Source organism: Mycetocola sp. 2940, assembly GCF_040548835.1.
GTDB lineage: Bacteria > Actinomycetota > Actinomycetes > Actinomycetales > Microbacteriaceae > Mycetocola_A.
Genome location: NZ_JBEPSK010000002.1, coordinates 148160 through 170437, shown reverse-complemented (window position 1 = coordinate 170437; position 22278 = coordinate 148160). Strand labels below are relative to the sequence as shown.

At 66.5% G+C, this 22278-nt stretch carries 25 protein-coding genes; 9 read left to right on the top strand and 16 right to left on the bottom strand.

Translation table 11 applies throughout. The features are described 5' to 3' along the window. Positions 1-60 precede the first annotated feature (60 nt). A complete protein-coding gene (locus tag ABIE24_RS03205; RefSeq protein WP_354496750.1) occupies positions 61-525 on the bottom strand; it encodes a DUF4383 domain-containing protein in 465 nt (154 codons plus the stop codon). Between the two features lie 181 nt (positions 526-706). Here ABIE24_RS03205 and ABIE24_RS03200 point away from each other — a divergent pair, with 181 nt between their 5' ends. Next, positions 707-1543, top strand: coding sequence for an SDR family NAD(P)-dependent oxidoreductase (locus tag ABIE24_RS03200; protein ID WP_354496748.1), 837 nt, complete (start codon positions 707-709; stop codon positions 1541-1543). Positions 1544-1555: 12 nt separating this feature from the next. On the opposite strand, the gene ABIE24_RS03195 is transcribed toward ABIE24_RS03200, so the two are convergent. The 4 genes from ABIE24_RS03195 to ABIE24_RS03180 form a co-directional block, all read right to left on the bottom strand. Then, positions 1556-2074, bottom strand: a complete 519-nt coding sequence (locus ABIE24_RS03195) for a DinB family protein (RefSeq protein ID WP_354496746.1) — start codon at positions 2072-2074, stop codon at positions 1556-1558. A gap of 104 nt (positions 2075-2178) precedes the next feature. Then, complete coding sequence (locus ABIE24_RS03190) at positions 2179-3459, bottom strand: serine hydrolase domain-containing protein (RefSeq protein WP_354496744.1); 1281 nt, start codon at positions 3457-3459, stop codon at positions 2179-2181. Positions 3460-3557: 98 nt separating this feature from the next. Then, positions 3558-5231: an alpha-amylase family protein gene (locus tag ABIE24_RS03185; protein WP_354496742.1), complete on the bottom strand. Its 1674-nt coding sequence runs from the start codon at positions 5229-5231 to the stop codon at positions 3558-3560. Beyond that, on the bottom strand, positions 5228-6202 hold the full coding sequence (locus tag ABIE24_RS03180; protein ID WP_354496740.1) for a TIGR03885 family FMN-dependent LLM class oxidoreductase: 975 nt from the start codon (positions 6200-6202) through the stop codon (positions 5228-5230). Before ABIE24_RS03180 ends, ABIE24_RS03185 begins: the two co-directional genes overlap by 4 nt. A gap of 125 nt (positions 6203-6327) precedes the next feature. On the opposite strand from ABIE24_RS03180, the gene ABIE24_RS03175 reads away from it, so the two are divergent. From ABIE24_RS03175 to ABIE24_RS03150, 6 genes are all read left to right on the top strand, one after another. Further along, entirely contained in the window at positions 6328-6630 is a 303-nt protein-coding gene (locus tag ABIE24_RS03175; protein ID WP_354496738.1) for a DUF2470 domain-containing protein, read from the top strand. A 105-nt stretch (positions 6631-6735) separates the two neighbouring features. Then, entirely contained in the window at positions 6736-7164 is a 429-nt protein-coding gene (locus ABIE24_RS03170; protein WP_354496736.1) for a DUF4383 domain-containing protein, read from the top strand. Positions 7165-7198: 34 nt separating this feature from the next. Next, the gene (locus ABIE24_RS03165) at positions 7199-7741 is read left to right on the top strand and encodes a hypothetical protein (protein ID WP_354496734.1); all 543 of its coding nucleotides are present in this window, start codon (positions 7199-7201) and stop codon (positions 7739-7741) included. 54 nt (positions 7742-7795) lie between these two features. Then, positions 7796-8449, top strand: coding sequence for a biliverdin-producing heme oxygenase (locus ABIE24_RS03160; RefSeq protein WP_354496732.1), 654 nt, complete (start codon positions 7796-7798; stop codon positions 8447-8449). 49 nt (positions 8450-8498) lie between these two features. After that, a complete protein-coding gene (locus tag ABIE24_RS03155) occupies positions 8499-10196 on the top strand; it encodes a long-chain-fatty-acid--CoA ligase (RefSeq protein WP_354496730.1) in 1698 nt (565 codons plus the stop codon). Positions 10197-10253: 57 nt separating this feature from the next. After that, on the top strand, positions 10254-10955 hold the full coding sequence (locus tag ABIE24_RS03150) for an alpha/beta fold hydrolase (protein WP_354496728.1): 702 nt from the start codon (positions 10254-10256) through the stop codon (positions 10953-10955). Between the two features lie 228 nt (positions 10956-11183). Here ABIE24_RS03150 and ABIE24_RS03145 read toward each other — a convergent pair whose 3' ends face one another. Beyond that, positions 11184-12545: an ATP-dependent DNA helicase gene (locus ABIE24_RS03145; protein ID WP_354496726.1), complete on the bottom strand. Its 1362-nt coding sequence runs from the start codon at positions 12543-12545 to the stop codon at positions 11184-11186. Positions 12546-12648: 103 nt separating this feature from the next. Between ABIE24_RS03145 and ABIE24_RS03140 the strand changes: the two genes are divergently transcribed. Continuing rightward, positions 12649-13773, top strand: coding sequence for a hypothetical protein (locus tag ABIE24_RS03140; protein ID WP_354496724.1), 1125 nt, complete (start codon positions 12649-12651; stop codon positions 13771-13773). A gap of 3 nt (positions 13774-13776) precedes the next feature. Here the strand turns inward: ABIE24_RS03140 and ABIE24_RS03135 are convergent, their stop codons facing one another. The 6 genes from ABIE24_RS03135 to ABIE24_RS03110 all read right to left on the bottom strand — a co-directional run bounded on the left by ABIE24_RS03135 (position 13777) and on the right by ABIE24_RS03110 (position 18245). Further along, positions 13777-15741, bottom strand: a complete 1965-nt coding sequence (locus ABIE24_RS03135) for a bifunctional copper resistance protein CopD/cytochrome c oxidase assembly protein (protein WP_354496722.1) — start codon at positions 15739-15741, stop codon at positions 13777-13779. Between the two features lie 138 nt (positions 15742-15879). Then, complete coding sequence (locus tag ABIE24_RS03130; protein WP_354496720.1) at positions 15880-16167, bottom strand: HU family DNA-binding protein; 288 nt, start codon at positions 16165-16167, stop codon at positions 15880-15882. A gap of 306 nt (positions 16168-16473) precedes the next feature. Then, a complete protein-coding gene (gene rpsN, locus ABIE24_RS03125) occupies positions 16474-16779 on the bottom strand; it encodes a 30S ribosomal protein S14 (RefSeq protein ID WP_354496718.1) in 306 nt (101 codons plus the stop codon). 3 nt (positions 16780-16782) lie between these two features. Then, positions 16783-16950, bottom strand: coding sequence for a 50S ribosomal protein L33 (gene rpmG, locus ABIE24_RS03120; protein WP_091182394.1), 168 nt, complete (start codon positions 16948-16950; stop codon positions 16783-16785). Continuing rightward, on the bottom strand, positions 16950-17186 hold the full coding sequence (gene rpmB / locus ABIE24_RS03115) for a 50S ribosomal protein L28 (RefSeq protein ID WP_354496715.1): 237 nt from the start codon (positions 17184-17186) through the stop codon (positions 16950-16952). Before rpmB ends, rpmG begins: the two co-directional genes overlap by 1 nt. Before the next feature lie 201 nt (positions 17187-17387). Further along, positions 17388-18245 carry a hypothetical protein gene (locus tag ABIE24_RS03110; protein ID WP_354496713.1) on the bottom strand — a complete coding sequence of 286 codons (858 nt, stop codon included), beginning with the start codon at positions 18243-18245 and terminating at the stop codon, positions 17388-17390. A gap of 338 nt (positions 18246-18583) precedes the next feature. Here ABIE24_RS03110 and ABIE24_RS03105 point away from each other — a divergent pair, with 338 nt between their 5' ends. Continuing rightward, a complete protein-coding gene (locus ABIE24_RS03105; protein ID WP_354496711.1) occupies positions 18584-19015 on the top strand; it encodes a hypothetical protein in 432 nt (143 codons plus the stop codon). 86 nt (positions 19016-19101) lie between these two features. On the opposite strand, the gene ABIE24_RS03100 is transcribed toward ABIE24_RS03105, so the two are convergent. The 4 genes from ABIE24_RS03100 to ABIE24_RS03085 are packed head-to-tail and all read right to left on the bottom strand — an operon-like array spanning position 19102 to position 22235. After that, entirely contained in the window at positions 19102-19503 is a 402-nt protein-coding gene (locus ABIE24_RS03100) for a Fur family transcriptional regulator (protein WP_354496709.1), read from the bottom strand. A gap of 22 nt (positions 19504-19525) precedes the next feature. Beyond that, positions 19526-20407: a metal ABC transporter permease gene (locus tag ABIE24_RS03095; protein ID WP_502916230.1), complete on the bottom strand. Its 882-nt coding sequence runs from the start codon at positions 20405-20407 to the stop codon at positions 19526-19528. After that, the gene (locus ABIE24_RS03090; RefSeq protein WP_354496707.1) at positions 20404-21246 is read right to left on the bottom strand and encodes a metal ABC transporter ATP-binding protein; all 843 of its coding nucleotides are present in this window, start codon (positions 21244-21246) and stop codon (positions 20404-20406) included. Before ABIE24_RS03090 ends, ABIE24_RS03095 begins: the two co-directional genes overlap by 4 nt. Continuing rightward, a complete protein-coding gene (locus ABIE24_RS03085) occupies positions 21243-22235 on the bottom strand; it encodes a metal ABC transporter solute-binding protein, Zn/Mn family (RefSeq protein ID WP_354496705.1) in 993 nt (330 codons plus the stop codon). Before ABIE24_RS03085 ends, ABIE24_RS03090 begins: the two co-directional genes overlap by 4 nt. Positions 22236-22278: the final 43 nt, after the last annotated feature.

The following is a 22278-nucleotide window of genomic DNA, read 5'->3' as shown; positions in this document are numbered from 1 at the left end:
CGCCGCGATCAGAAGACCGGGCGGGGGCGCCCCACGAACGGAGCCGGTCCGACCGCTCATTCAACGACGAGTCGTTGAATCACGCTGGCCCAGCAGCAGGCCGAGCGCGACCATGGCAATCGCGAGAACGAGGTGGAGCCAGTTGTCTGCGGTGTTGAGGGGTACGAAGTTCGCCGGCGAATCCATGCCGGCCACGAACAGGCCGTAGATCCACAGAACGAAATAGGCCGCCCCGCCCCAGATGAGGAAGTTCCGGGCTCCCGGGACCGTGCGTGCGAGCGCCACACCGGCGATGCCGATGAGCAGGTGCACGATGTTGTGGAGGATCGACACCTGGAAGAGGCCGATCAGAAGGGCTCCTGAGTCGCTTCCGGCAAAGAGGAGCGCGTCATAGTTCGACGTGATTCCCGGGATGAAGCCGAGGATCCCGACGACGATGAACACGATCCCGAACACAAGCGATGTCAGCTGCACCGGGGTCCGACCGGCGCGAGTCGTGGAGGTGTTTGCAGGTCGAGATGTCATGGTGTGCTCCTTGTTGAGTGTGAAACCCACCTGGAGAGCCACACCGTCGGCGTCACCCTCCAGCTGAATCGACGATATCCCTTGTCACAGGCGATTTTCAGCGGGTTGACATCGCCCCAGGAACGCATTCAGCGATTCCTCTCCCACGGCCACTACGCTCGTGGTCTATCGAAGGGCAACCATGGCACACAGAACCGTGATCGTTACCGGCGCGAGCGACGGGATCGGTGCGGCCGCTGCCCGTGCCCTCCGGGACCGGGGCGATCACGTCGTCGTGGTCGGCCGGTCACCAGCGAAGACCCGCGCTGTGGCCCAATCGATCGGTGCCGACTCCTTCGTGGCCGACTTCGCCCGCCTCGCAGACGTTCGGGGCCTGGCCGCCGACCTGCTCGAGCACTACCCCCAGATCGACGTCCTCGCCAACAACGCCGGCGGCATCCTCGGTTCGCGGGAGATCACCGTCGACGGAAACGAGAAGACGTTCCAGGTCAACCACCTCGCCCCGTTCCTCCTGACGAATCTGCTCCGGGACCGGCTGATCGAGAGCGGCGCCCGAGTGATCAACACGTCGAGCGTCGCCAACGCCCGTTTCGCCCGGTTCGACATCGACGACGTCCACGCCGAAAACGGCTACTCCGAGAACCGCGCCTACGGCAACGCGAAGCTCGCCAACATCCTCTTCACGGCTGAGCTGCACAACCGATTCTTCGAGCGAGGCATCTCGACGGCCGCATTTCACCCGGGCATCGTCGCGACCGGCTTCGCCACCGGGTCGACGAGTCTCATGCGCCATCTCTACCGCTCGGTGTTCAAGGTCTTCCTGGTCTCCCCGGAACAGGGAGCAGACACCCTCGTCTGGCTGGCGACGACGGTTCCCGGTGTCGACTGGGTGTCTGGCGCGTACTACGACAAGCGGAGCATCGCCCGCGCCAACCCGCTGGCCTATGACACGACGCTGGCCGCGCGGCTGTGGGACCTCAGCGCCGAACTCGTCGGCCTGCCGGTGGAGAGCCGGTGACGGGGCAGGCGATCAGCCGCGAACGTCCCACCGGTGATGGACGACGTCGTGCAAAAGGTACCGTCCGAGCGATTCGACGGTGAAGCGCGAGCCGTCACTCCGGCGACCGGTGCGGGATGCCGCCTCGGCCGGCAGGCGTTCGAACGAGTCAGCGAGCGCGGTTCCGGCTTCAACGAGCTCGTCGCTCACCCGCTTCGGATCCTCGTCGGCGTATCGGGCTGCCACCGCCGTCGCATCCTGGTCCCAGTTCACGAACTCCGGGTCGTGCTCCGCGAGCATGAGATTGAGCCGGCCGAGGAAGATGCGGAAGACGTCGCGCACATGGGCGCCGTATTCGAGTGGTGACCAGGTCGAATCGTCGCGCCGGACGTTCACGTCGGGGCGGGCCAGCACGGCCGGCCACGACGCGATGTTATCGCGGAGCACGTCAGGCAGGTCGGCGAGCGAGACGCCAGCCGCGTCGAAGCCGCACTCGGGGCACTTCCGCTCGAGAACCCAGGTCCAGTTCTTCGTGTCCGGTTCAATTGGCATGGCTTCACGCTAGGGCAGATGTGCGGCCGGATCACGCGTTTCGGTCAGAAACACGCGGCGTGCCGGGTGATCCCGCCCGGAAGAGATGATTCGGCGGACCCCGGTCAGGCTGCCGGCTGGCAGACGGCCCCGGCCGCGAGCCGCTCGGTCATCTGTTCTTCCGACCAGGGCAGGCCGACGAGGGGGAGTTTCTCCCCGTCCGCGGGCTGGGCCTTCGCCGCGATCGCGGCGAGTTTCATCGCGAGGGTCTGGGCGAATCCCGACCCTGCCGTCGAGTTGTTGAGCAGCACGACGACGGTGAGCCCCGTGCCGGGGTCGGAGAGCATCGCCGAGATGTGGCCGGGGATGTAGCCGGACTGGCCGCGCAGCGGACCCATCTGCACCCCGCCCGGTCCGAACCCCTGCCATGCCGGGGCATCCGCACTGAGCGGGACGGTCTCCCAGGCCTTCTCTTTGAGGTCGTCGCTGAGGAGGGCGCCGGTGGCGAAGGACTGCGCATACCGTTGCATGTCGTCGAGGGACGAGACCACTCCCCCGGCGGTGAACGCCAGCGAGTTCGAGAGCTGGGTCTCGTCGCGGGGAGCGTCGCAGGCGAGGGTTCCGTCTGGCGCCCTCGGCGCCTCCCAACCGGGCACGAACGGCCCGGAGATCTCAAGGGTCGTCGGCTCCGGGAACACCGAGTCGTCCATGCCGAGCCGGTCGAAGACGAGACGCTTGTACAGCGTTTTCCAGTCGCTGTGCGTGGCTTCCTCGAGGGCGAGCCCGAGCAGCGCGTAGTTCGTGTCGGAGGGCGCGTATGCGTCGCCTGGGCGGCCGGTCCGCGAACTTGCGATGCCGTCGGAGACCAGTTCGAGCGCCGACCACTGTCGGGTCGGGTTGGCCGGGAAGAGAGGACCGAGCGTCTTACCGAAGTCCCCGAGCCCCGACGTGCCATGGCAGAGCTGGCCGAGCGTGATACCGCCGATTCCGCCGAGGGCGGGCAGGTAGTCAGAGACCTCGTCGTCGAGGGCGACCGTGCCTTCTGCAACCAGGCCGTACAGCACATCACAGGTCATCGGCTGGGTGTTGTCGCCGATGCGGAACCGCATGTCTGTCGACATCGCCTCGGCACCGCCGGGAGCCGTCGTTCCCTGCGCCGATACCCACGACCCCGACCAGGGCGCCCATACCCCGGCGAGAGCGCCGGGTGCCGCGGCGAGCGCCATCGCCTCGGCCAGCGAGGCGTCGAACGCCTCGACCGACGCGGCAGGAAAGCTGTGGCTGGGCTGTTCCTGCAGCGAAACAGGCGCCGCTGTCGCGCCGGCGCAGGCCGTCAGGCCCAGAACGACGCCGAGGGCGACTGCCAGCAGACCCGCGCGCCTGCCCCAATTAATGCGTTTCGTCATCCGTACCCCGCTACCCCTGTAACGGGGGAGTCTAGCCGAGGCTGTGGTCTGGAGTCCGTCGGGACGCGGAATGTCGCGAACTGCTTTCCGAAGACCTCTTAGAACAGTCGCTTCGTCGACTCGTCGGCCACCCGCAGCCAGCGGTACCCGTATGCCGGAAGGGCGAGGTCCGCCTTGCCCGCGTCGGAGAGGCTCACCTCGTTGCTTTCAAGCAGATCGATGAGTCGCGTGGACGCATCCGCGTCCGGCACCGTTACCGAAACAACGGCCGGGTTGGGGCCGAAGTTATGCAGGGCGACCATGCGTCCCTGGGCGCCGGTGACCGAGTGGACGAGGACCGCTTCGTTCGGCTGTTCCAGAACCGCGAACTCGCCCCAGCCGATCTCGACCGAGTTGCGGTAGGTCCGGATCAGCAGGCGCATGAACTGGAGCAGCGAATCCGGGTCGTGCCGCTGGTCGGCGACGTTGATGTGCTCGGGCGCGAATCCATCATCGACGACCGGGGCCGCGAGCCGCGCCTTGCCTGCCCTCGAGAATCCGCCGTTGGTGCCGCTGGTCCACTGCATCGGGCTGCGCACCGACTGTCGACCCGGGATCGCCAGGTTCTCGCCCATGCCGATCTCCTCACCGTAGAACAGTACGGGTGTGCCCGGCATGGAGAAGAGCAGGCTGTACGCCATCCGGATGCGACGCGGGTCGCCCTCGAGCATGGTCGGCAGCCGGCGGACGATACCGCGATCGAAGACACGCATGGCTTCGTCGGGGGCGAACGCCTCGAACACCTCAGCACGTTCGGATTCGGTGAGCTTGTCGAGGGTCAGCTCGTCGTGGTTCCTCAGGAAGTTCGCCCACTGCGACTGCTGCGCGATCTCGGGGCGCGCGGCGAGCGCGTCAGCGAGGGGACGGGCGTCTGCGCGAGCCAGAGAAAGGTAGAACTTCTGCATGGCGACGAAGTCGAATTGCATGGTCAGTTCGTCGGATGCCTCGCCACCGAAATACTGGACCTGCTCCTCCCGCGGCAGGTTCACTTCGCCGAGCAGGATGCCGTCGCCGGTTCGCCGGCCGAGGAACGAGCGCAGCGACTTGAGGTAGTCGTGCGGATCCCCGTAACTCTCGCCTGCCACCGTTCCGGCGGACGGTTCGAGCAGGAACGGCACGGCATCGACCCGGAACCCGTGGATGCCCAGTTCGAGCCAGAAGCCCATGACCTTGGCGATCTCGTCGCGGACCCGCGGGTTCTCGACGTTGAGGTCAGGCTGATGACGGTAGAACCGGTGCAGGTAGTACTGCCCGGTCTTCTCGTCGAGTTCCCACACGCTCGTCTCTTCACCGGGGAACACGGTCTCCGCTTGCTTCGCCGGCGGCTCATCTCTCCACACATAGAAGTCCCGATAGGGCGAGTCGACGCTTGAGCGGGCCGCCTTGAACCACGGATGCTTGTCGGACGTGTGATTGACGACGAGGTCCGCGATCACCCGCATGCCGCGGTCTCGTGCGGTCCGCAGGATCTCGACGAGGTCACCGTGGTGACCGAGCCGGGAGTCGACGCCGTAGAAGTCGGTGATGTCGTAGCCGTCGTCGCGGTCAGGGGTCGGGTAGAACGGCATCAGCCAGAGGCAGGTGACACCGAGTTCGGCGAGGTAATCCATCCGGTGGGCGAGACCCGACAGGTCTCCGACCCCGTCGTCGTTCCAGTCCATGAACGTCTCGACGTCGAGGCAGTACACCACCGCGGTCTTCCACCAGAGGTCCGCGGTATCCGTCATCCTCATGCCGTCACCCCAGCCTGGGCGACCTGCGGCAGAACACGCTCACCGAACACGTCGATGAACTCGGACTGTTCCACGCCGACGTGGTGGAGGTACAGCTCGTCGAAGCCGAGCTCGGCGAATTCGTGCAGTTTCGCCGCGTGCCAGCCGGGGTCGGAGGAGATGAGGACGGTCGAGTGCATGTCGGCGGGCGTCACGTGCTTCGCGGCCTCGTCGAACGCCTCGGGTGAGTCCAGGTCCCAGCAGACCGGCGGGGAGAAGACGTTCGTGCGCCACTGCTCGTGGGCGAGGGCGACGGCCTTGTCGTCTGTCGGTGCATAGCTCACGTGTACCTGCAGCACGAGGGGGCCCTTGCCGCCCGCACCTCGGTACGCGTCGACCATCCGCTTGAGATCCTCCGGGTCCTGCGCCACGGTGGCGAGGCCGTCGGCCCAACCGGCAGCCCACTCGGCCGTTTCGGGGCTCACCGCCGCGGCGAGCAGGGGCGGCGGAGTCTCGGGACGGGTCCAGAGCCGCGCTCGGTCGACGGTCACCAGCGAGTCGGTGCTCACTTCTTCGCCGGCGAAAAGTCGGCGCATCACATCGACGCTCTCCCCCAGCCGCGCGGTCCGCACGTCCTTGCGAGGCCACACGTCGCCGGTGATGTGCTCGTTCGAGGCTTCGCCTGAACCGAGGGCCGCCCAGAATCGGCCCGGGTACATCGCCGCGAGCGTCGCCGCAGCTTGCGCGATGATGGCCGGGTGATAGCGCTGGCCAGGCGCGTTGACGACACCGAGGCGCAGCGACGTCGCCTGGAGAGCAGCGCCCAGCCACGCCCATGCGAAGGCCGATTGCCCTTGCCTTTCGCTCCACGGCGCGAAGTGGTCCGAGCACATCGCCGCCTGGAATCCGGCAGCCTCCGCCCGGATCACGGCGTCAAGAAGCGCGCTCGGGTGGACCTGTTCGTGTGAGGCGTGGAAGCCGATGAGTGGCATAAATCCCTTCCGGTTCCGGTCGAGCCTAGGCAACCGCCGATCCGGGCGGCTACCCCTCGCGAGTCGGTCCCCGGCCGTGCTAACGGCGAATTGACAGGGCGGGCGCCGTGCACTCCAATGAGGACATGACCGCGCACACGTTCAGTCCCGAGATCGTCGATGCGGTTCTGCGGCACATGAACACCGACCATCCGGGCGACAGCCTCGTCATCGCGCGCGCGTTCGCCGACCCCGCTGCTGAAGCCGCCGTGATGATCGACCTCGACGGAAACGGTGGTGTGTGGTCCGTCAGCTCCGCTACCGGCGAGATGACGGCGAAGATCGAGTGGGCGTCCCCCGTGACCGAGCGTTCCGGCATCCGCCGTGAAGTGGTCGCCCTCTATGACGCCGCCTGCGAGAGACTCGGCATTCCGCCTCGCCCTCACTGACGCGGGCGTGCGATGTTCGGGAAAGAACCAAACCATTCCGTCGAGGTTTCCGAATCTGATGATGTGCGGCATCCGCCGCACAGACAATCAGGAGGAACCCCCATCATGCGCAATTCACCGAACCGTCTTCTCGCCACCGTCTTCGGCGGCGTCTACATCCTCGTCGGCCTGCTCGGCTTCGCCGTCACCGGCGGCGTCGGCTTCATCGCCACGGAGGGAAACCTCCTGCTCGGCCTGTTCGCCGTCAACCCGCTGCACAACATCGCCCACCTGCTCATCGGTGCGGCCCTGCTGATCGCCGGACTCTCCAACGTCGCTGCCGCCAAGTCCGTCAACACGGTCGTCGGCGCGGTCTACCTCCTGCTCGGTATCGTCGGGTTCTTCCTCGTCGGCACCGCGCTGAACATCCTCGCCCTGAACACGGCAGACCACTTCCTGCACCTCGCCAGCGCGATCGTGCTCCTCGGAGTCGGCCTGGCCGCAGACAAGAACACCGTCAGGAACACAGACACGTCAGCCCGCGTCCACGCGTAACGGACGGCTGACACAGACGGAGAGGGGAGCGATCGTGACCGACAGCAGTCGAAGCGTGATGGCCCTGGCGAGCCTGGGGGTGGGCCTGGTCCATCTCGCCGTCGGAGCGGGCTCCCCTCTCTTCCTTGCGATCCTCCTGGTCGGGTTCGGCATCGCCGAGCTCGGCTGGGGGGTCGCACTCCTCGTGCGCGGACGGGTCGTCCTCCCGCGCGCAGCACTCCCCCTCGCCCTCGCGCCGGTCGCCCTCTGGGGACTCGACATCACGGCATCCGTGGCCCTCGGCGGGTCCGGCATGGCCGCGTCGCTGCCGTTCGGGCCGATGGCGGCTGCGTCTGCGCTCAGCTTCTTCCTCGGGGCCGGACTGGCCTTCGCACGGCGACGTCCGCCGGCCCCCCTGGCTGCATCCGCCGCACGGCCCGGGCGTTACCTGCTCGGAATGACACTCGGCGCGATGCTCGTGGCCGGCCTGGTCACACCGGCGCTCGCCGGAACGAATGCCGGAACCGCCGCCGTGCCGCACGGCGAGCACGGGACGTCGACACTCGACGACGAGCCGACCGTGCACTCGGGACATTAGGAGCGCGCCGAATCTCGCTAGGCTAAGGCCACCCTTAGTTCCGACGGGAGTGTGATGACGAACCTTCTTCCTTTCTCGCATGAGCTGCGGGAGCGAACGCGCACCAGCCACTCCGAGAGCGAAGGCGCCGACTTCATGGGCGATCTGATGTCGGGCAAAGGAACCCGTGAGGACTACATCGCCCTGGTGGCGCAGCACTACTTCATCTACGAAGCCATCGAGAGCGCCGCCGAGCAGATGCGGAACAATCCCGTCGCCGCACCGTTTCTCTCCGACAAGCTGACCCGCCTGCCCGCCATCGAAGAGGACCTCCGGTTCCTTCTCGGCGAGAACTGGCGGAACCAGATCGCTCCACTCCCCACCACGGCAGCGTACGTCGCTCGCATCCGTGAGGTCGGGGCGACGTGGGCCGGCGGCTTCGTCGCCCACCACTACACCCGGTACCTCGGCGACCTCTCGGGCGGCCAGGTCATCCGCTCCATCCTGCAGCGGCAGTTCGGCTTCGAGACGAACGGGGTCGGGTTCTACCTCTTCGCCGACATCGCCAGGCCGCGGGAGTTCAAGGACACCTACCGGGAACAGCTGGATGCCGTGCCCTGGGACGAAGCAGAACGCGCGCGGGTGATCGACGAAGTCCTCGTCGCATACCGGTTCAACACCGACCTTTTCCGCGACCTCGCCGCCGAGAAAGCGCAAACCGTCGCCTGACATCCCGGGCGGCAGCTTTCCCGGCGCCAGCCCCAAACCGAGGAGCAGTGTGAGCACCTTCGAAACCAAACCCTGGCTCGACGCCTACGCGCCCGGAGTTCCCCACGAGATCGACCTGCCCTCCGGGTCCCTCGTCGACATGGTCGAGGATGCCGTCACCCGGTTCCGGCGCAGAACGGCGCTGCAGTTCTTCGGTGAGCAGACCAGTTACGCCGAACTCGGGGACCGGATCGACCGCGCAGCCGAAGGTCTCCGCCGCCTCGGCGTGCAGAAGGGCGACCCGGTGGCGATCGTGCTGCCGAACTGCCCGCAGCACGTTGTCGCGTTCTATGCCGTACTGCGCCTCGGCGCGGTCGTCGTCGAACACAACCCGCTGTACACCGCGCGGGAACTCCGGCACCAATTCGAGGACCACGGCGCCCGCGTCGTGATCGCCTGGGACAAGGTCGCCGGGCTGATCACCGGGTTCCCCGACGACCTGCCCATCGACGCCGTGATCTCGGTCGACCTGACGAAGGCGATGCCGTTCGGCACCCGGCTCGCACTGCGGTTGCCCGTCTCGAAGGCACGAACCTCCCGGGCAGCACTGACCACCGGCACCCGCGTCCGGGGAACCACGTCGTGGGAGAAACTGGTCTCCTCGGGGAGCCTGCGCCGCAAGCATCCGCGCCCCGATGGCGCAGACCTGGCCCTCCTGCTGTACACGAGCGGCACGACCGGCAGCCCCAAGGGCGTCATGCTCACCCACTCCAACCTCCTCGCGAACGCAGCCCAGGGCCGCGCCTGGGTACCCGGGCTCTCGGAGGGTGGCGAAGTCTTCTACGCCGTGCTGCCGCTGTTCCATGCGTACGGCATGACCCTCTGCCTGACCTTCGCGATGAGCATCGGCGCCACCGTCGTGCTGTTCCCGAAGTTCGACGTCGACCTCGTTCTGTCAGCATTCTCGAAAACCCCGGCGACCTTCCTGCCCGCCGTCCCACCGATCTATGAGGCGCTCGCGCGCGCCGCTGAACGCCGCAAAGTCGACCTGTCCGGCATCCGTTTCGCGATTTCAGGCGCGATGAGCCTGCCTGTGTCGATCGTCGAACGCTGGGAGGCGGCCACGGGAGGGCTCCTCGTCGAGGGCTACGGCATGACGGAGACGTCACCGGTGGCGCTGGGCAACCCCATTGGCCCGAGCCGGCGGCCGGGGACCGTTGGCGTCCCGTTCCCGAACACCGAGATCCGGGTCGTCGACCCGGACGATCCCTCGGTCGACCGCGGACCCGGCGAGGCGGGCGAGCTGCTGATCCGGGGCCCGCAGGTGTTCTCCGGTTATTGGAAGCGACCCGCCGAGACCGCGACCGCGCTGCTGGCCGACGGCTGGCTCCGCACCGGCGACATCGTCGAGGTGTCGGCAGACGGCTTTGTCACCGTGGTCGACCGGGTCAAGGAACTCATCGTCACCGGGGGCTTCAACGTGTCACCGTCCGAGGTCGAGCTCACGCTGGTGGGACACCCCGATGTGCGGGAAGCCGCCGTCGTCGGGCTGCCCCGCGAGAGCGGCGGCGAGGATGTCGCCGCCGCCGTGGTCATGCAGGACGGGACCGTGTTCGATCAGAACGCGCTCCGCGACTTCTGCCGCAGGAGCCTGACCGCCTACAAGATCCCCAAGCGCATCGTGCAGGTCGACGACCTCCCCCGATCGCTCATCGGCAAGGTGCTGCGCAAGGACGTGCGGGAACGGATGCTTAAAGAAGGCTCCTAAAGGGACGCGGCGCCGCAAAGGATGGACGCAGGCGACACGGCGTCGTATCGTCGGCTCATGGATGTCGTGCTTGTTCCCGGGTTCTGGTTGAAAGCCTCCAGTTGGGATCCGGTGATACCCGCCCTCAAGGATGCCGGCCATCGCGCCCACCCGCTCACCCTGCCCGGCCTTGAGTCGTTTGAGGCTCGCCGCACCGGAATCGGCCTGCGTGACCATGTGGACGCAGTGGTGGCACGAATCGACTCGCTCGGCGGACCGGTGGCGCTCGTCGGCCATTCCGGCGGTGGCGCGATCATCCACGCCGCCGTCGATGCCCGGCCGGACCGCGTGGTTCGCGCCGTCTACGTCGACAGCGGACCGCTCGCGGACGGCTTCCTCATCAACGACGAAGTGCCGAGCGCGGGTGACGACCTGCCGCTGCCCGACTGGTCCGAGTTCTCGGATGCCGACCTCGTCGACCTCGACGACAGGCTGCGTCGTCGCTTCCGGGAGATCGCGGTACCCGAACCGCGGGGTGTCGCGTTCGACCGCCAGGAGCTCTCCGATGAGCGGCGCTACGACGTGCCCGTCACGGTGATCACCTGCACCTTCCCCTCTGCCGCGATGCGGGAAGCAATCGACAGCGGCGCGGTGTTCACCGCAGAGCTGGCGAAGGTGAACGACTATGAGATCGTCGACCTGCCGACGGGGCACTGGCCGCAGTTCACGAAGCCGAGAGAACTGGCCGAAGCGCTCGTCGAGGCTCTGCGCGAGCGCTGACCGCCCGATTCGCAGGCGCGCCGGCCCTCGACCTGCCGCCGACCCGAGATAAGGAAAAAGCCCCGAAATAAGGATGCCAGCCCCACGGCATCCTTACCTGGCGCCTTTGTCCTTCTGTCGCGCTGTTGCCGCAGCCAGAGCAGCAGCTTCTTACGCCTTGCGACGGAGCCGAGGCGACGCTAATCGACGTCCAGCGTGGGCTCAGCAGGCGGAAGTGGCGCCCGTTCCCTAGAGGGTGGCGGCGGAGTCGCCAACCGAAGGGGGTCTGTCGAACCGCATAAACCTCTCCACATCGGCGTCGACGAGGATGTCGCCGGGCCGCAACGGCCGGGTGAGGTAGAGCCCTTCGAGCGAGGTCAGCCGGCTGAGGGCGACGTAGGTCTGGCCGGGGCTGAACGCCCGCGACCCGAGGTCGACGATGGCACTGTCGTAGGTCTTGCCCTGTGACTTATGGATCGTGACCGCCCAGGCGAGCCTCAGCGGGAACTGGGTGAACTCCGCCACGATGTCTTTCTTCAGCTGTTTCGTCGCGGCGATGTAGCTGTACCGGTACTTCTCCCACACCACCGGTTCGACCTCGACGACCTCACCGTCGATCTCCACGAAGACGTTGGTGTCGATCTTGGTGACGCGCCCGATCGTGCCGTTCACCCAGCGCTGTCCTTCGCCGCCACCGCCGGAGTCGTTACGCAGGAACATCACCTGCGCACCCACCTTGAGCTCGAGGTTCTCATCGGCCGGGTACGCACCCTTGCCGAAGTCCCCGCTGACCTCGGCGCTGGCTTTCAACGCCCGCCCGGGCAGCTTCGCGAGCGCCGCGGCGTTGATGCGGTTGACGATGTCATTGCGGGTGGCAAGGGTGATCGTGCCGTCGTCCGGGGGCGTCCGCGCGCCCATCGTGTTGAGGGCCCCGGCGATCTGGGCGGTGACCTGCCCGTGCCGAACCGCGTTGAGCATGTATTTGAAGTCGGCATCCGACTGCCGGTGGATCTCGGTGAGCTCGATGATGTGAAGCGGGGTCTCCTGCCACACCTTCGCGTCGAAGAACCAGAACGACCGGTAGGTGTCGTGGATGTAGTCGCGTTCCTCGCCCTGCCCAGGCACCGGGGCGAGCTGGTACGGGTCGCCGAACAGCACGACCTGCACGCCACCGAAGGGTTCGTGCCGGCGCTGGCGCGCCTGGCGAAGGCTGCGGTCGATGGCATCCATCAGGTCGGCATTGACCATCGAGACCTCGTCGATGACGAGCGTGTCGATGGTGTTGAGCAGCTTCTTGACCTGGTCGCTCTGGTCGATGTCGTGGTCTGCGATAAGGCCGATCGGCAGGCGGAACAGTGAGTGGATCGTCTGTCCGCCGACGTTGAGCGCTGCGACACCGGTGGGCGCGCAGATGACGATCTGCTTCTCGGTGTTCCACGACAGGTGGTTGAGCAGGGTGGACTTTCCGGTTCCCGCGCGACCGGTGACGAAAACGTTCTCCCGTGTGCCTTCGATGCGGTCGAAGACGGACTGCTGCTCGCGGGAGAGTTCGAATGCCGGCTTGGGGTTGGTCACGGATGCCTTCAGAAAGTGTTCGCTTGAAGTATCCATCGTATTCGCCGGTGCTGGGGGCCGCGTACGGAGCCTGTGGAACGGCATCCGTTCGTCGCCGTCGGCCGAGGGACGACGTGGCACGACGCCATAAGATAGCTGCGTGAGCCAGCCCCAAAGCCCCGCCCGGATGCACACCCCGCAGAGTGCACCGGCCGGCTGGACGGAACCTCCCGCGCCCGCCGCCTCGCCGATGTCGGCACGGTCGAAGGCGACTCTGATCTGGGCGCTCGTCGGGGCGATGCTCATCGCCGCGGCTTTCGCCGCCATGGGAGCGCTCAACCGCGACGTCTACAGCGCCGGGGCATTCGTCGGCCACTATCTCAGCAAGCTGCAGGGCAAGGATGCCGCCGGCGCGCTCCGGATCCCGGGGGTGACGCTGGACGAAACAGAGCTGAAGGAAGCCGGCCTGCCTGAGGGGAGCACCAATGCGCTGCTCCGGAATGCCACCCTGCCCGAACTGACGGACCTGGCCCTGATCGACGACGCCGACAAGGGCGACGGAGTGCACGCCGTCACCTGGTCGTACGAAAGCAACGGAGCGCACGGCGAATCCACGTTCCTCGTGCGGAGCGCGGGCACGCGGTTCCCACTCATTCCGACCTGGTCGTTCGCGCAGAGCCCGCTTGCCGTGGTGAACCTCGCCGTCGAGCATTCGACAGTGTTCTCAGCGAACGGGTTCGACGTCGACACCCGGTCGCTGACGGGCGACAAGGCCCCGTCCTTCCACAACATCGTGAACGTGCAGGTGTTCACGCCGGGCGCCTACGTCTTCGAGTCCTCCAGCGACTTCGTGGCATCGGAAAAGGAGTCGGTGCTCGTGGACGAGCCCGCCCAGCTGCACGAGGCGGTTGTGGAGGCAGAACCGACCGACTGGTTCATCGGGGTCGCGCAGGAAGCCGTGAACGAGCAACTCGACTCCTGCGCCGAGCAGAAGGTGCTCCAGCCAACCGGATGCCCCTTCGGCATCGTCGTGGACGACCGCATCTCCGGCGATCCGGCATGGTCGTTCGAGGACTACCCGGACATCACCGTCGAGGCCGGCGCCGAGTCCTGGGTGATTCCGGTCGTGCAGGGCGATGCCCACCTCGAGGTCGACGTGCAGTCGCTCTTCGACGGCTCGATCACGCCCTACGACGCCGACGTGCCGTTCTCGATGGTGGGCAACGTGTACGTTCTGTCCGACGGGACGGTGGAGGTCACCCTCGCGGAGGACGGCAACGCGTAACGGCTATTCGCGTCCGGCCATTCGGGCCAGGCGCTCGTTGTACTCCTTGAGCTCGGCGTCGTCCGTGCGCTCGGCGTTGCGGTCGACGCGCTTCTGCTCCCGTGCGTCGCTGCGGCTCCACTGGATGGCCACGGTGATCGCGAGCGCGATGGTCGGCAACTCGCCCAGGCTCCAGGCGATGCCGCCGCCGATCTGCTGGTCAACCATCGGGGGCGGCCCCCAGGTGCGCCCCATGGCACCGAACCAGTCGGCGAGGAACAGGCCGACATTCGACATGATCGCGAGACCGAAGAAGGCGTGCGCGGCCATGGTGGCGAGCAGGAGCAGCAGGCGCAAGGGATAGGAGAGGCGGAACGGCACCGGGTCCACCCCGATGAGCGACTGGACGAAGAGATACCCCGTGAGGACGAAGTGGACGATCATCCATTCGTGGCCGATGTGGTCGGTCATCGCCCAGCGCAGAAGCGGAGAGTAGTAGAAGACCCACAGCGACCCGGCGAACAGCCCGGCAGCGACGACCGGGTTCGCAATCACCCCGGCGAACTTCGAGTGCACGGCCAGGAGGATCCACTCCCGCGCGCCGCGCGAGCCGTCGTTCCTCTTCTCGATGGCCCGCATGGCGAGTGTCACGGGGGCGCCGGGCACGAGCAGCACCGGCACGACCATGGCGAGGCCCATGTGGACGAGCATGTGCACACTGAACAGGTAGTCCTGGTAGGCCGCGATGCCACCGCTGGTGAGGTAGAACAGCACGATCATTCCGGTGACCCAGAGCACGGTGCGGTGGACCGGCCATCGATCTCCGCGACGGTGCAGCCGGACCACGCCCGCGAGGTAGAAGAAGATCCCGAACGCGGCGACAAGCAGCCAGATCAGGTCGAAGTCCCAGGTGGTGAAGAAGCGCGCGACGGTCAGCTCCGGTGGGAGTGGTTCACCGGTGAGCAGTTCGGCGGCGGTCGGCGCCGCCGCGAGCTCCTCCGGAATCGGCGTGGCCGTTCGGGCGAGGGCCGCGGCCAGACCCGAGGCGATGCCCATGAAGGCGAGCTCTGCCACCACGATCCACCAGAAGTACCGCCCGATGGTCGCTGCCGCGGTCTTCATCCGGCCGATGAGCCAGTTGCGGTGCACGGCCCCGAACAACCCGATCGCGATGAGCGCGGCGACCTTGCCGAGCACGAGCACGCCGTACGGGGTGAGAAGGCGCTCGAGCGAGCCGATCCGGAGTTCGGCGCTGGCGTAGCCAGACATCGCGACGACGAGAAAGGACACGAGCGCGAGGGTCGAGTACCGTTCGATCACCGGGACGATTCGACCCGAGCCGAGCGTGTCTCGGAGGATCACGATCGTGAGCAACCCGCCGAGCCACACCGCGGCGAAGACGAGGTGCAGGCCGAGCGCCGTGACAGCCGCGTCGTGCCCCGCCGTGCCGGCGGCATGCCCCTGCTGGGCCATCGGCACGAGGGAGACCAGGGCGAGGACCCCGACGAACACCATGAGGGTCTGGCCGCGCACCGCGAAGCACAGCACCGTGAGGGTGGCGGCGATGAGTGTCGTGGCGAGCCAGGCCTGCCCCAGTTCGACATCGGTGAAGAACAGGCCGAGCTTGGCGCCGAATTGGTCGTCGAGTGTGATGGCGGTGCCGGTGACGTTCAGGAAGGTGAGGAATCCGGTGGCGCCGGCAGCGACCGCGTAGACCGCTGCGCCGGCCGCCGCGACGTCCAGGGCGCGGTGGTACTCGTCTTTCTTCGGCGACAGGGCGAACAGCGCGAGGACAATGGCCCCGAGCGTCACGGCGGCGCCGATATTCACCAGCAGTTTCGCGATCGGCAGTCCGATTCGGACGAGAGCTCCCGGGTCGCCGATGGGACGCGCGTCGGCTCCTCCGCCGTAGGCCAGTCCGGCCAGGAGGGTGAGGAGCGCAACGGCGACGAGGACGGCAGGGCCGACGATCCGGGTTACGCGAAGCACACCTCAAGCCTACGTTGTGCCCTGCTCGCGAACCTCCGGGCCGGCTGACCGGGTGGCGGCAGCGTGAGCGGATGCTTTCGCACCCGTTAACGACGAAAGGGGATGCCACGCAGTGCGCGGCATCCCCTTTACAGACGACTACTTTGCGGCAGCCTTGAGCTTCGATCCAGCCGAAACCTTGACCGAGTGGCCGGCCGGAATCTGGATCTCGGCGCCGGTCTGCGGGTTGCGGCCGGTGCGTGCTGCGCGTGAGGTGCGCTCGACAGCGAGCCATCCCGGGATGGTGACCTTGACGTCGTTGCTGACGGAGTCAGCGAGAACGCCGAACAGCGAGTCGAGGACGCCGCCAACGGTCGCCTGGCTCTGGTTCGTCTCTGATGCGATCTTGGCAACGAGCTCGGTCTTGTTAAGCGACTTATCAGCCATTGAGTTGTCCTCCTCGGACTTTGCTTTACAGCCTGTTTCAAAACGTGCCCCGAGCCGATCCTGCGCCCGGGTTGGTCTGTCTGACCGCCTCGAATGTATCAGAGTTCCGCATGATCTCGCGGAAATACGCCTCTTGTGGCGACTTTTTCTGCGGCGTGTCACAGCATCCGTCACTTTGACACCACCTTTTACGCCTTGGATGACGCCCTGAGCGAAATTCCGCGTCTTTCTGCGGATGTGCCCCTTAACGACGCAACGGGCGCCGACCCGAAGGTCGACACCCGTTGCGAGGGAGATCTGGAGTGCTTACCAGCTCGACTTGGTGATGCCGGGCAGTTCGCCCTTGTGCGCCATGTCACGGAAGCGGACACGCGAGATGCCGAACTTCGAGAGGTGGCCGCGGGGGCGTCCGTCGACGGCGTCACGGTTGCGCAGGCGCACCGGTGAAGCGTTGCGGGGAAGCTTCTGCAGGCCGATGCGAGCAGCTTCACGCGTCTCGTCGGTGCCGTTCGGGTCCACGAGGGCCTTCTTCAGCTCGAGGCGCTTTGCCGCGTAACGCTCAACGATAACTTTGCGCTGGTTGTTCTTCGCGATCATGCTCTTCTTGGCCATGGCTTAGCGCTCCTCTCGGAATTCAACGTGCTTGCGCACTACGGGGTCGTACTTCTTGAGTACGAGACGGTCGGGGTTGTTACGACGGTTCTTCTTGGTCACGTAGGTGTAACCGGTTCCTGCCGTCGAACGAAGCTTGATGATCGGACGGACGTCCTGTGCTTTTGCCATTAGATCTTCCCCCCACGAGCCAGGATGTCCTTGACGACCGACTCAATTCCGCGAGCATCGATGACCTTGATGCCCTTGGCGCTCAGCGTGAGCGTGACGTTACGGCGAAGCGACGGTACGAAGTACGTCTTCTTCTGCACGTTCGGGTCGAAGCGACGCTTGGTGCGTCGGTGCGAGTGCGAAATGTTGTGTCCGAAGCCGGGAATGGCTCCGGTCACCTGGCAGGTTGCTGCCATGGTTCTCTCCTTCAGTACCGCAGGACTTTCGCCCTGCCCAAGATCTCTTGTCGGCACACGCAAACCACCTGCATTTCACAACAGGGGGATGTTTGTGCGATCCGAACGGGAGGTGCCCGTTCAGCCAAGGGTCTATCGTACAGGAGATCCGGGACTTCTGCGAAACGTCCGGGTCCCAACGGGGTGGAGACCCCGGCCCTCTCACTTGTCGTACCCCGACTGGTCGAGGATCATCTTGCCCAGTTCCGAAAAGACCTCGGGATCGTCGGAGAGGCGGGTGAGGATGTTCATGGTGACGTCGCCGACTCGCACGATCATCTCAGGAACGCTGTCGGGCGAGGCTGGGGAAGGTGCATCAAAATAGGCTGCGTCCCCGAGCCCTGGAGTGGGCTCGACTCCGGTACCCGCCCAGGCGTCGTGGAAGTCCTGCAGGTCGGCGTCCGGAATTGATTTCCACGCCACCGTGACCCATTCTTCGTCATCGGCGTCTGTGTAGGCGCACTCCAGGAGGACGTCACCGTATCGCGTCTCCACAACCTCGCTGAGTCCGGGGAAGAACAGTTCGACGGTGCCACCGACCAGATTCTCGCAGCCGCCAGGAGCGCTGAGCGGATCCACCGGACGGTTTCTCATCGGGTCAGCGTTGGCCATTGGTCGATAGTCGATGCCGTCCAGTGCCGCCTCTCCGAGCTGGACGAAGACGTCCGGGTCGGTCACTTCTTCGGAACTGATCGTGACGATCGACTGCCCGAACAAGATCGACAGCATGGCAGCGGGTGGATCGGTATCCGGTGATGCCTCGGTGAAGAACGCCGCCTCCCCAAGCCCGGGCAGGTATCGTCGCCCTTGAGCCTGGTAGCCCTCGCTGAGATCCCGGATGCTCAGTTGCAGCTCAGAGTCGTAAGTGAACGTCACGTCCCCCTCGAACCCTGATGAATAGGTGCACTCAAGCGCCGAGAACGACCCATCGTTGACGATCACGTCGGTCAACTCCCCGACGATTCGACCCACATCGTCGCTGGCAACAAGACCGTCACAGTCCGCGGGAACGGTGTACATGTCTGCCGCCTCAGGTGTAGCGGTGACCGTCACCGTTGGTACAGGCGCAGGCGCAGGCGTCGAACAGCCCACAAGAGCCGATGCACACAGAACCATCACTGCGCCCAATCCGCTGCGGAACACCGTGACGTTCGTACGCATCGACATCGGTACCTCGATTCAGGAGTACCGAGAGTATCGGCCGCTGGTCTGCCGACGCTAGCCCTGTCGCAGACCGCAGCGAGTCGGTCTGCGAAACATCCGGTACTGCGCCGTCGGCAAGTCAGCAGGCCGCTCTTGGTCGGTTGATAGCAAGGGTGCGGAGGATCGACACAGGCACGATGCAACCGGAGGCACCCATGACCGACGAACCAACGCCCGTCGCCCCTCGACCCGAGCCACGCCCCGTTCCCGAGCCCGCTGAAGAGAAGGCAGCGGACACGACCGCCACGACACCCCTGTCGCCGGCACAGGCGCAGGGCCCATATCCGCTGTCCGCGTTCACCTATCCTGCCGCGCCAGCAGAGCTGCCGCGCCGCTCGTGGGGAAAGCGCACCGTGCTCCTTCTCATCGGCGCGGCTGTCATCGTATCCGCCCTGCTGTTCGGCGGCGGATTCTGGGCCGGTTCGGCCGTCAGTTCCGTTCCGGGCATCTCGTATGACCGCTCCGGAGACGACCCCCGCGTGGGACCGGGCGGACCGGGCGACCGCCGACTCCCCGGCCGCGAAGAAGACGAGTCCGACACCGACACCGACTCCGACTCCACGGACCCGACGATCTTCGAGGGCTGAGCCCGGATCTCCGTCAAGGTGCGCGAATCGACCCGAACCGGCCACGGGAGGTCGATTTGCGCACCATGTACCCGGCTCAGCTCAGGCTAGGCGCCCGACGCCGTCGCGCACGCCGTGCACAGGCCGAAGATGTCGACGACGTGTCGGGCATCCGTGAATCCGTGATCGGATGCCGTCTGCCTGGCCCAGCGCTCCACCTCGGTCGCCTCGATCTCTACGGTGAGACCGCAGTTGCGGCAGATCAGGTGGTGATGATGGCCGGTGCTCGCACACGCCCGGTACAGGCTCTCCCCCTCGGGGGACTGCAGCGAATCGGCCTCGCCGACACTCGCCAGATCTGCGAGGGCGCGGTAAACGGTGGCCAGCCCGATGTGGGATCCGGCGTCGCGGAGCCCCTGGTGCAGGCCCTGCGCGCTCACGAAACCGTCGCGGGAGTCGAGCGCCTCGCGGACGGCTTCCCGTTGCCAGGTATTCCTCTTCACTGCCACGCTTGCCTCCGTCGACCTGGTCCTAGCGTAGCCCGGCGCGGGGGCGGGCACGCAGGCCCACCAGCCGGGCGGCGAGGTAGATGAGGAACGAGATGGTGGTGATGTACGGGCTGATCGGCAGCGACCCGCCGATGGCCAGCAGGATGCCTCCGACTGCCGACACGAACCCGAACACCATGGCGAGAGCCGGCACGACAATGGGCGATGCCGACAGGCGCAGTGCCGCCGCTGCCGGGGTGACGACGAGCGCAAGCACGAGAAGCGCCCCGATGATCTGCACCGACACGGCGACGATGAGCCCGAGCAGCACCATGAATGCCAGCGAGACGAACCGCGTCGGCACGCCACGGGCGGCGGCGACGTCGGCGTCGAGGCTGTCGAAGCTCAACGGCCGCCAGATCAGCAGCAGCCCGACGAGCACGATGAGGCTGATGACGCTGAGCCAGGTCAGCTGAGGGTCGTCGACCGAGATGATCTGTCCGGTGAGCAACCCGAACTTGTTGGCGCTGCGCCCCGGGTACAGGGCGAGGAACAGGATGCCGAGCCCCAGCCCGAACGGCATGAGCACGCCGATGATCGAGTTGCGGTCGCGGGCCCTCGACCCGAGGATCCCGATCACGACGGCGGCGACGAGGGCACCGGCCAGGGAGCCGGCCACGACGTTGGCCCCGAACAGCAGGGCGGCCGCGGCCCCAGCGAAGGACAGTTCGCTGATGCCGTGCACCGCGAACGCCATGTCGCGCTGCATGACGAAGACACCGATGAGACCGCCGACGACGCCGAGGATGGCCGCGGCGAGGATGGAGTTCTGCACCAGGCCGAGGAGCTCACCGTAGTTTTCGAAGTTGAACAGGCGCGACCAGAGGTCGTCTTCGCCGACCGCCGAAACGACTGAGGCCCTCACGCGCCGGCCTCCCCGTGGCCGTGGTGGTGTGTCTCACTGTCGGGGATGCCGACGACGACGACCCGACCGCCGGTGCGAAGCACATCGACGGGGGTTCCGTACAGTTCGGTGAGAACCTCGCTGCGCAGCACTTCGTCCGGTGTCCCCTCCCGGAACTGGCCGCCGGCCAGGTAGAGGATGCGGTCGACCATGCCGAGCACCGGGTTGACGTCGTGGGTGACGAAGACGACGGGGGTGCCGTGCTCACGACGTCGCCGATCGATCAGTTCGGAGACGCCGCGCTGGTGCTGGAGGTCGAGGCTGAGCAGGGGTTCGTCGCAGAGCAGCATCCGGGGGTCGCCGGCGAGGGCCTGGCCGACCCGCAGTCGCTGCTGCTCACCGCCGGAGAGATTCCCGACGGGTTCGTCGGCGTAGCCGGACGCACCGACCGACTCGAGCAGGGCATCCACTTGCCGTCTCTCCGCTCCCCGGCTGACCGGCATCCCGAAACGGTGGCCGTTGACGCCGAGGGCGACGAGGTCGCGCCCGCGCATCGGCGTTCCGCCCGGAATGAGCTTTTGCTGGGGGATGTACCCAATTCGCCGGTCGCCGCGGCGAACCGGGTGCCCATCGAACGCGATCGTGCCCGAGTCGAGGGGCTGCTGACCGAGAATCGTTTTGAGCAGGCTGGTTTTTCCTGACCCGTTCGGGCCGAGAACGGCGAGGAACTCGCCGGCACACACGTCGATGGTGAGGTCGTTCCACAACACGCGCTCGCCGAAGCCGAGCGCGGCATCCTTCAGGCTGAGGATCGGGTTGCTCGGGTGACGATGACCGGTTGGCTGGGCAGCGGCCGTCACGAGCGGAGCACGTCCGTGATCGCGGTGATGTTCTCGGCCATCCAGCTCACATAGTCCTCACCGTCCGGGAGCGTCTCGGCGAAGGACACGACCGGAACGGAATTCTGCTCGGCAGCGGCGCGGACCTGCTCGGTCTGGGGGCTGCTGGTCTGCTCATTGTAGGCGAGCAGCGCGACGTCGCTGGTTTCGAACACGGCGAGGGTGTCGCGGAGACTTGCCGGCGACACATCCGCACCTTCTTCGATCGCGGAACTGAATTCCTCCGGTGTGATGTTGACCAGGCCGGATGCCTCCAGCAGGTACAGCGGGACCGGTTCGGTGATCGCCACTCCGGCTCCGTCGAATTCCGTCGCGAGGGCATCCGTCGAGGCCGTGAGTTCAGCGATGTCCTCGGAGAACGCCGTGTAGTTTTCGGCGAAGGTGGAGGCGTTTTCTTTGTCGAGCTGCGAGAAGACGTGGGCGAGAGTGCTGGCGAGTGCGTCGGCCGTTGCCAGGTCGTACCAGACATGCTCATTGAGCCCCTCGACGTGCCCGTGCCCGTCGCCGGCCGAGTGTTCCTCATCCGCACCGTGTTCCTCCGCACCGTGCTCGTCGGCACTGTCGGCCTCGTCGACCGGTGCGAGCCCGGAGAGGTCGACGACGTTCACCATCTCGAGGTCGTCCGCACCGGCGGCGTCCACGAGGGCGTCAATGAACGGGTCGTATCCGCCGCCGTTCTCAATCACCAGGTCCGCTTTCGAGATGACGAGCTGGTCCTGGGCGCTGGCCTCGTAGCTGTGCGGGTCCTGCGCGGCGGAGGTGATGATGCTCGTGACGTCGACGTGTTCCCCGCCGATGGCCGACGCGATGCTGCCGTACACGTTGGTGGACGAGACCACGCGGATGCCTGTGCTCTCGCTCGCAGTGTCGCCCGCGGCGGCGGAGCATCCGCTCACAAGGAGAGCGGCGGCGGGCAGGAGCAGGAGTGGCGCGAGGCGGGACGTGTTCACGTCGCTTACGTTACCCGTAATGATAACGGTTATCAAACCACGC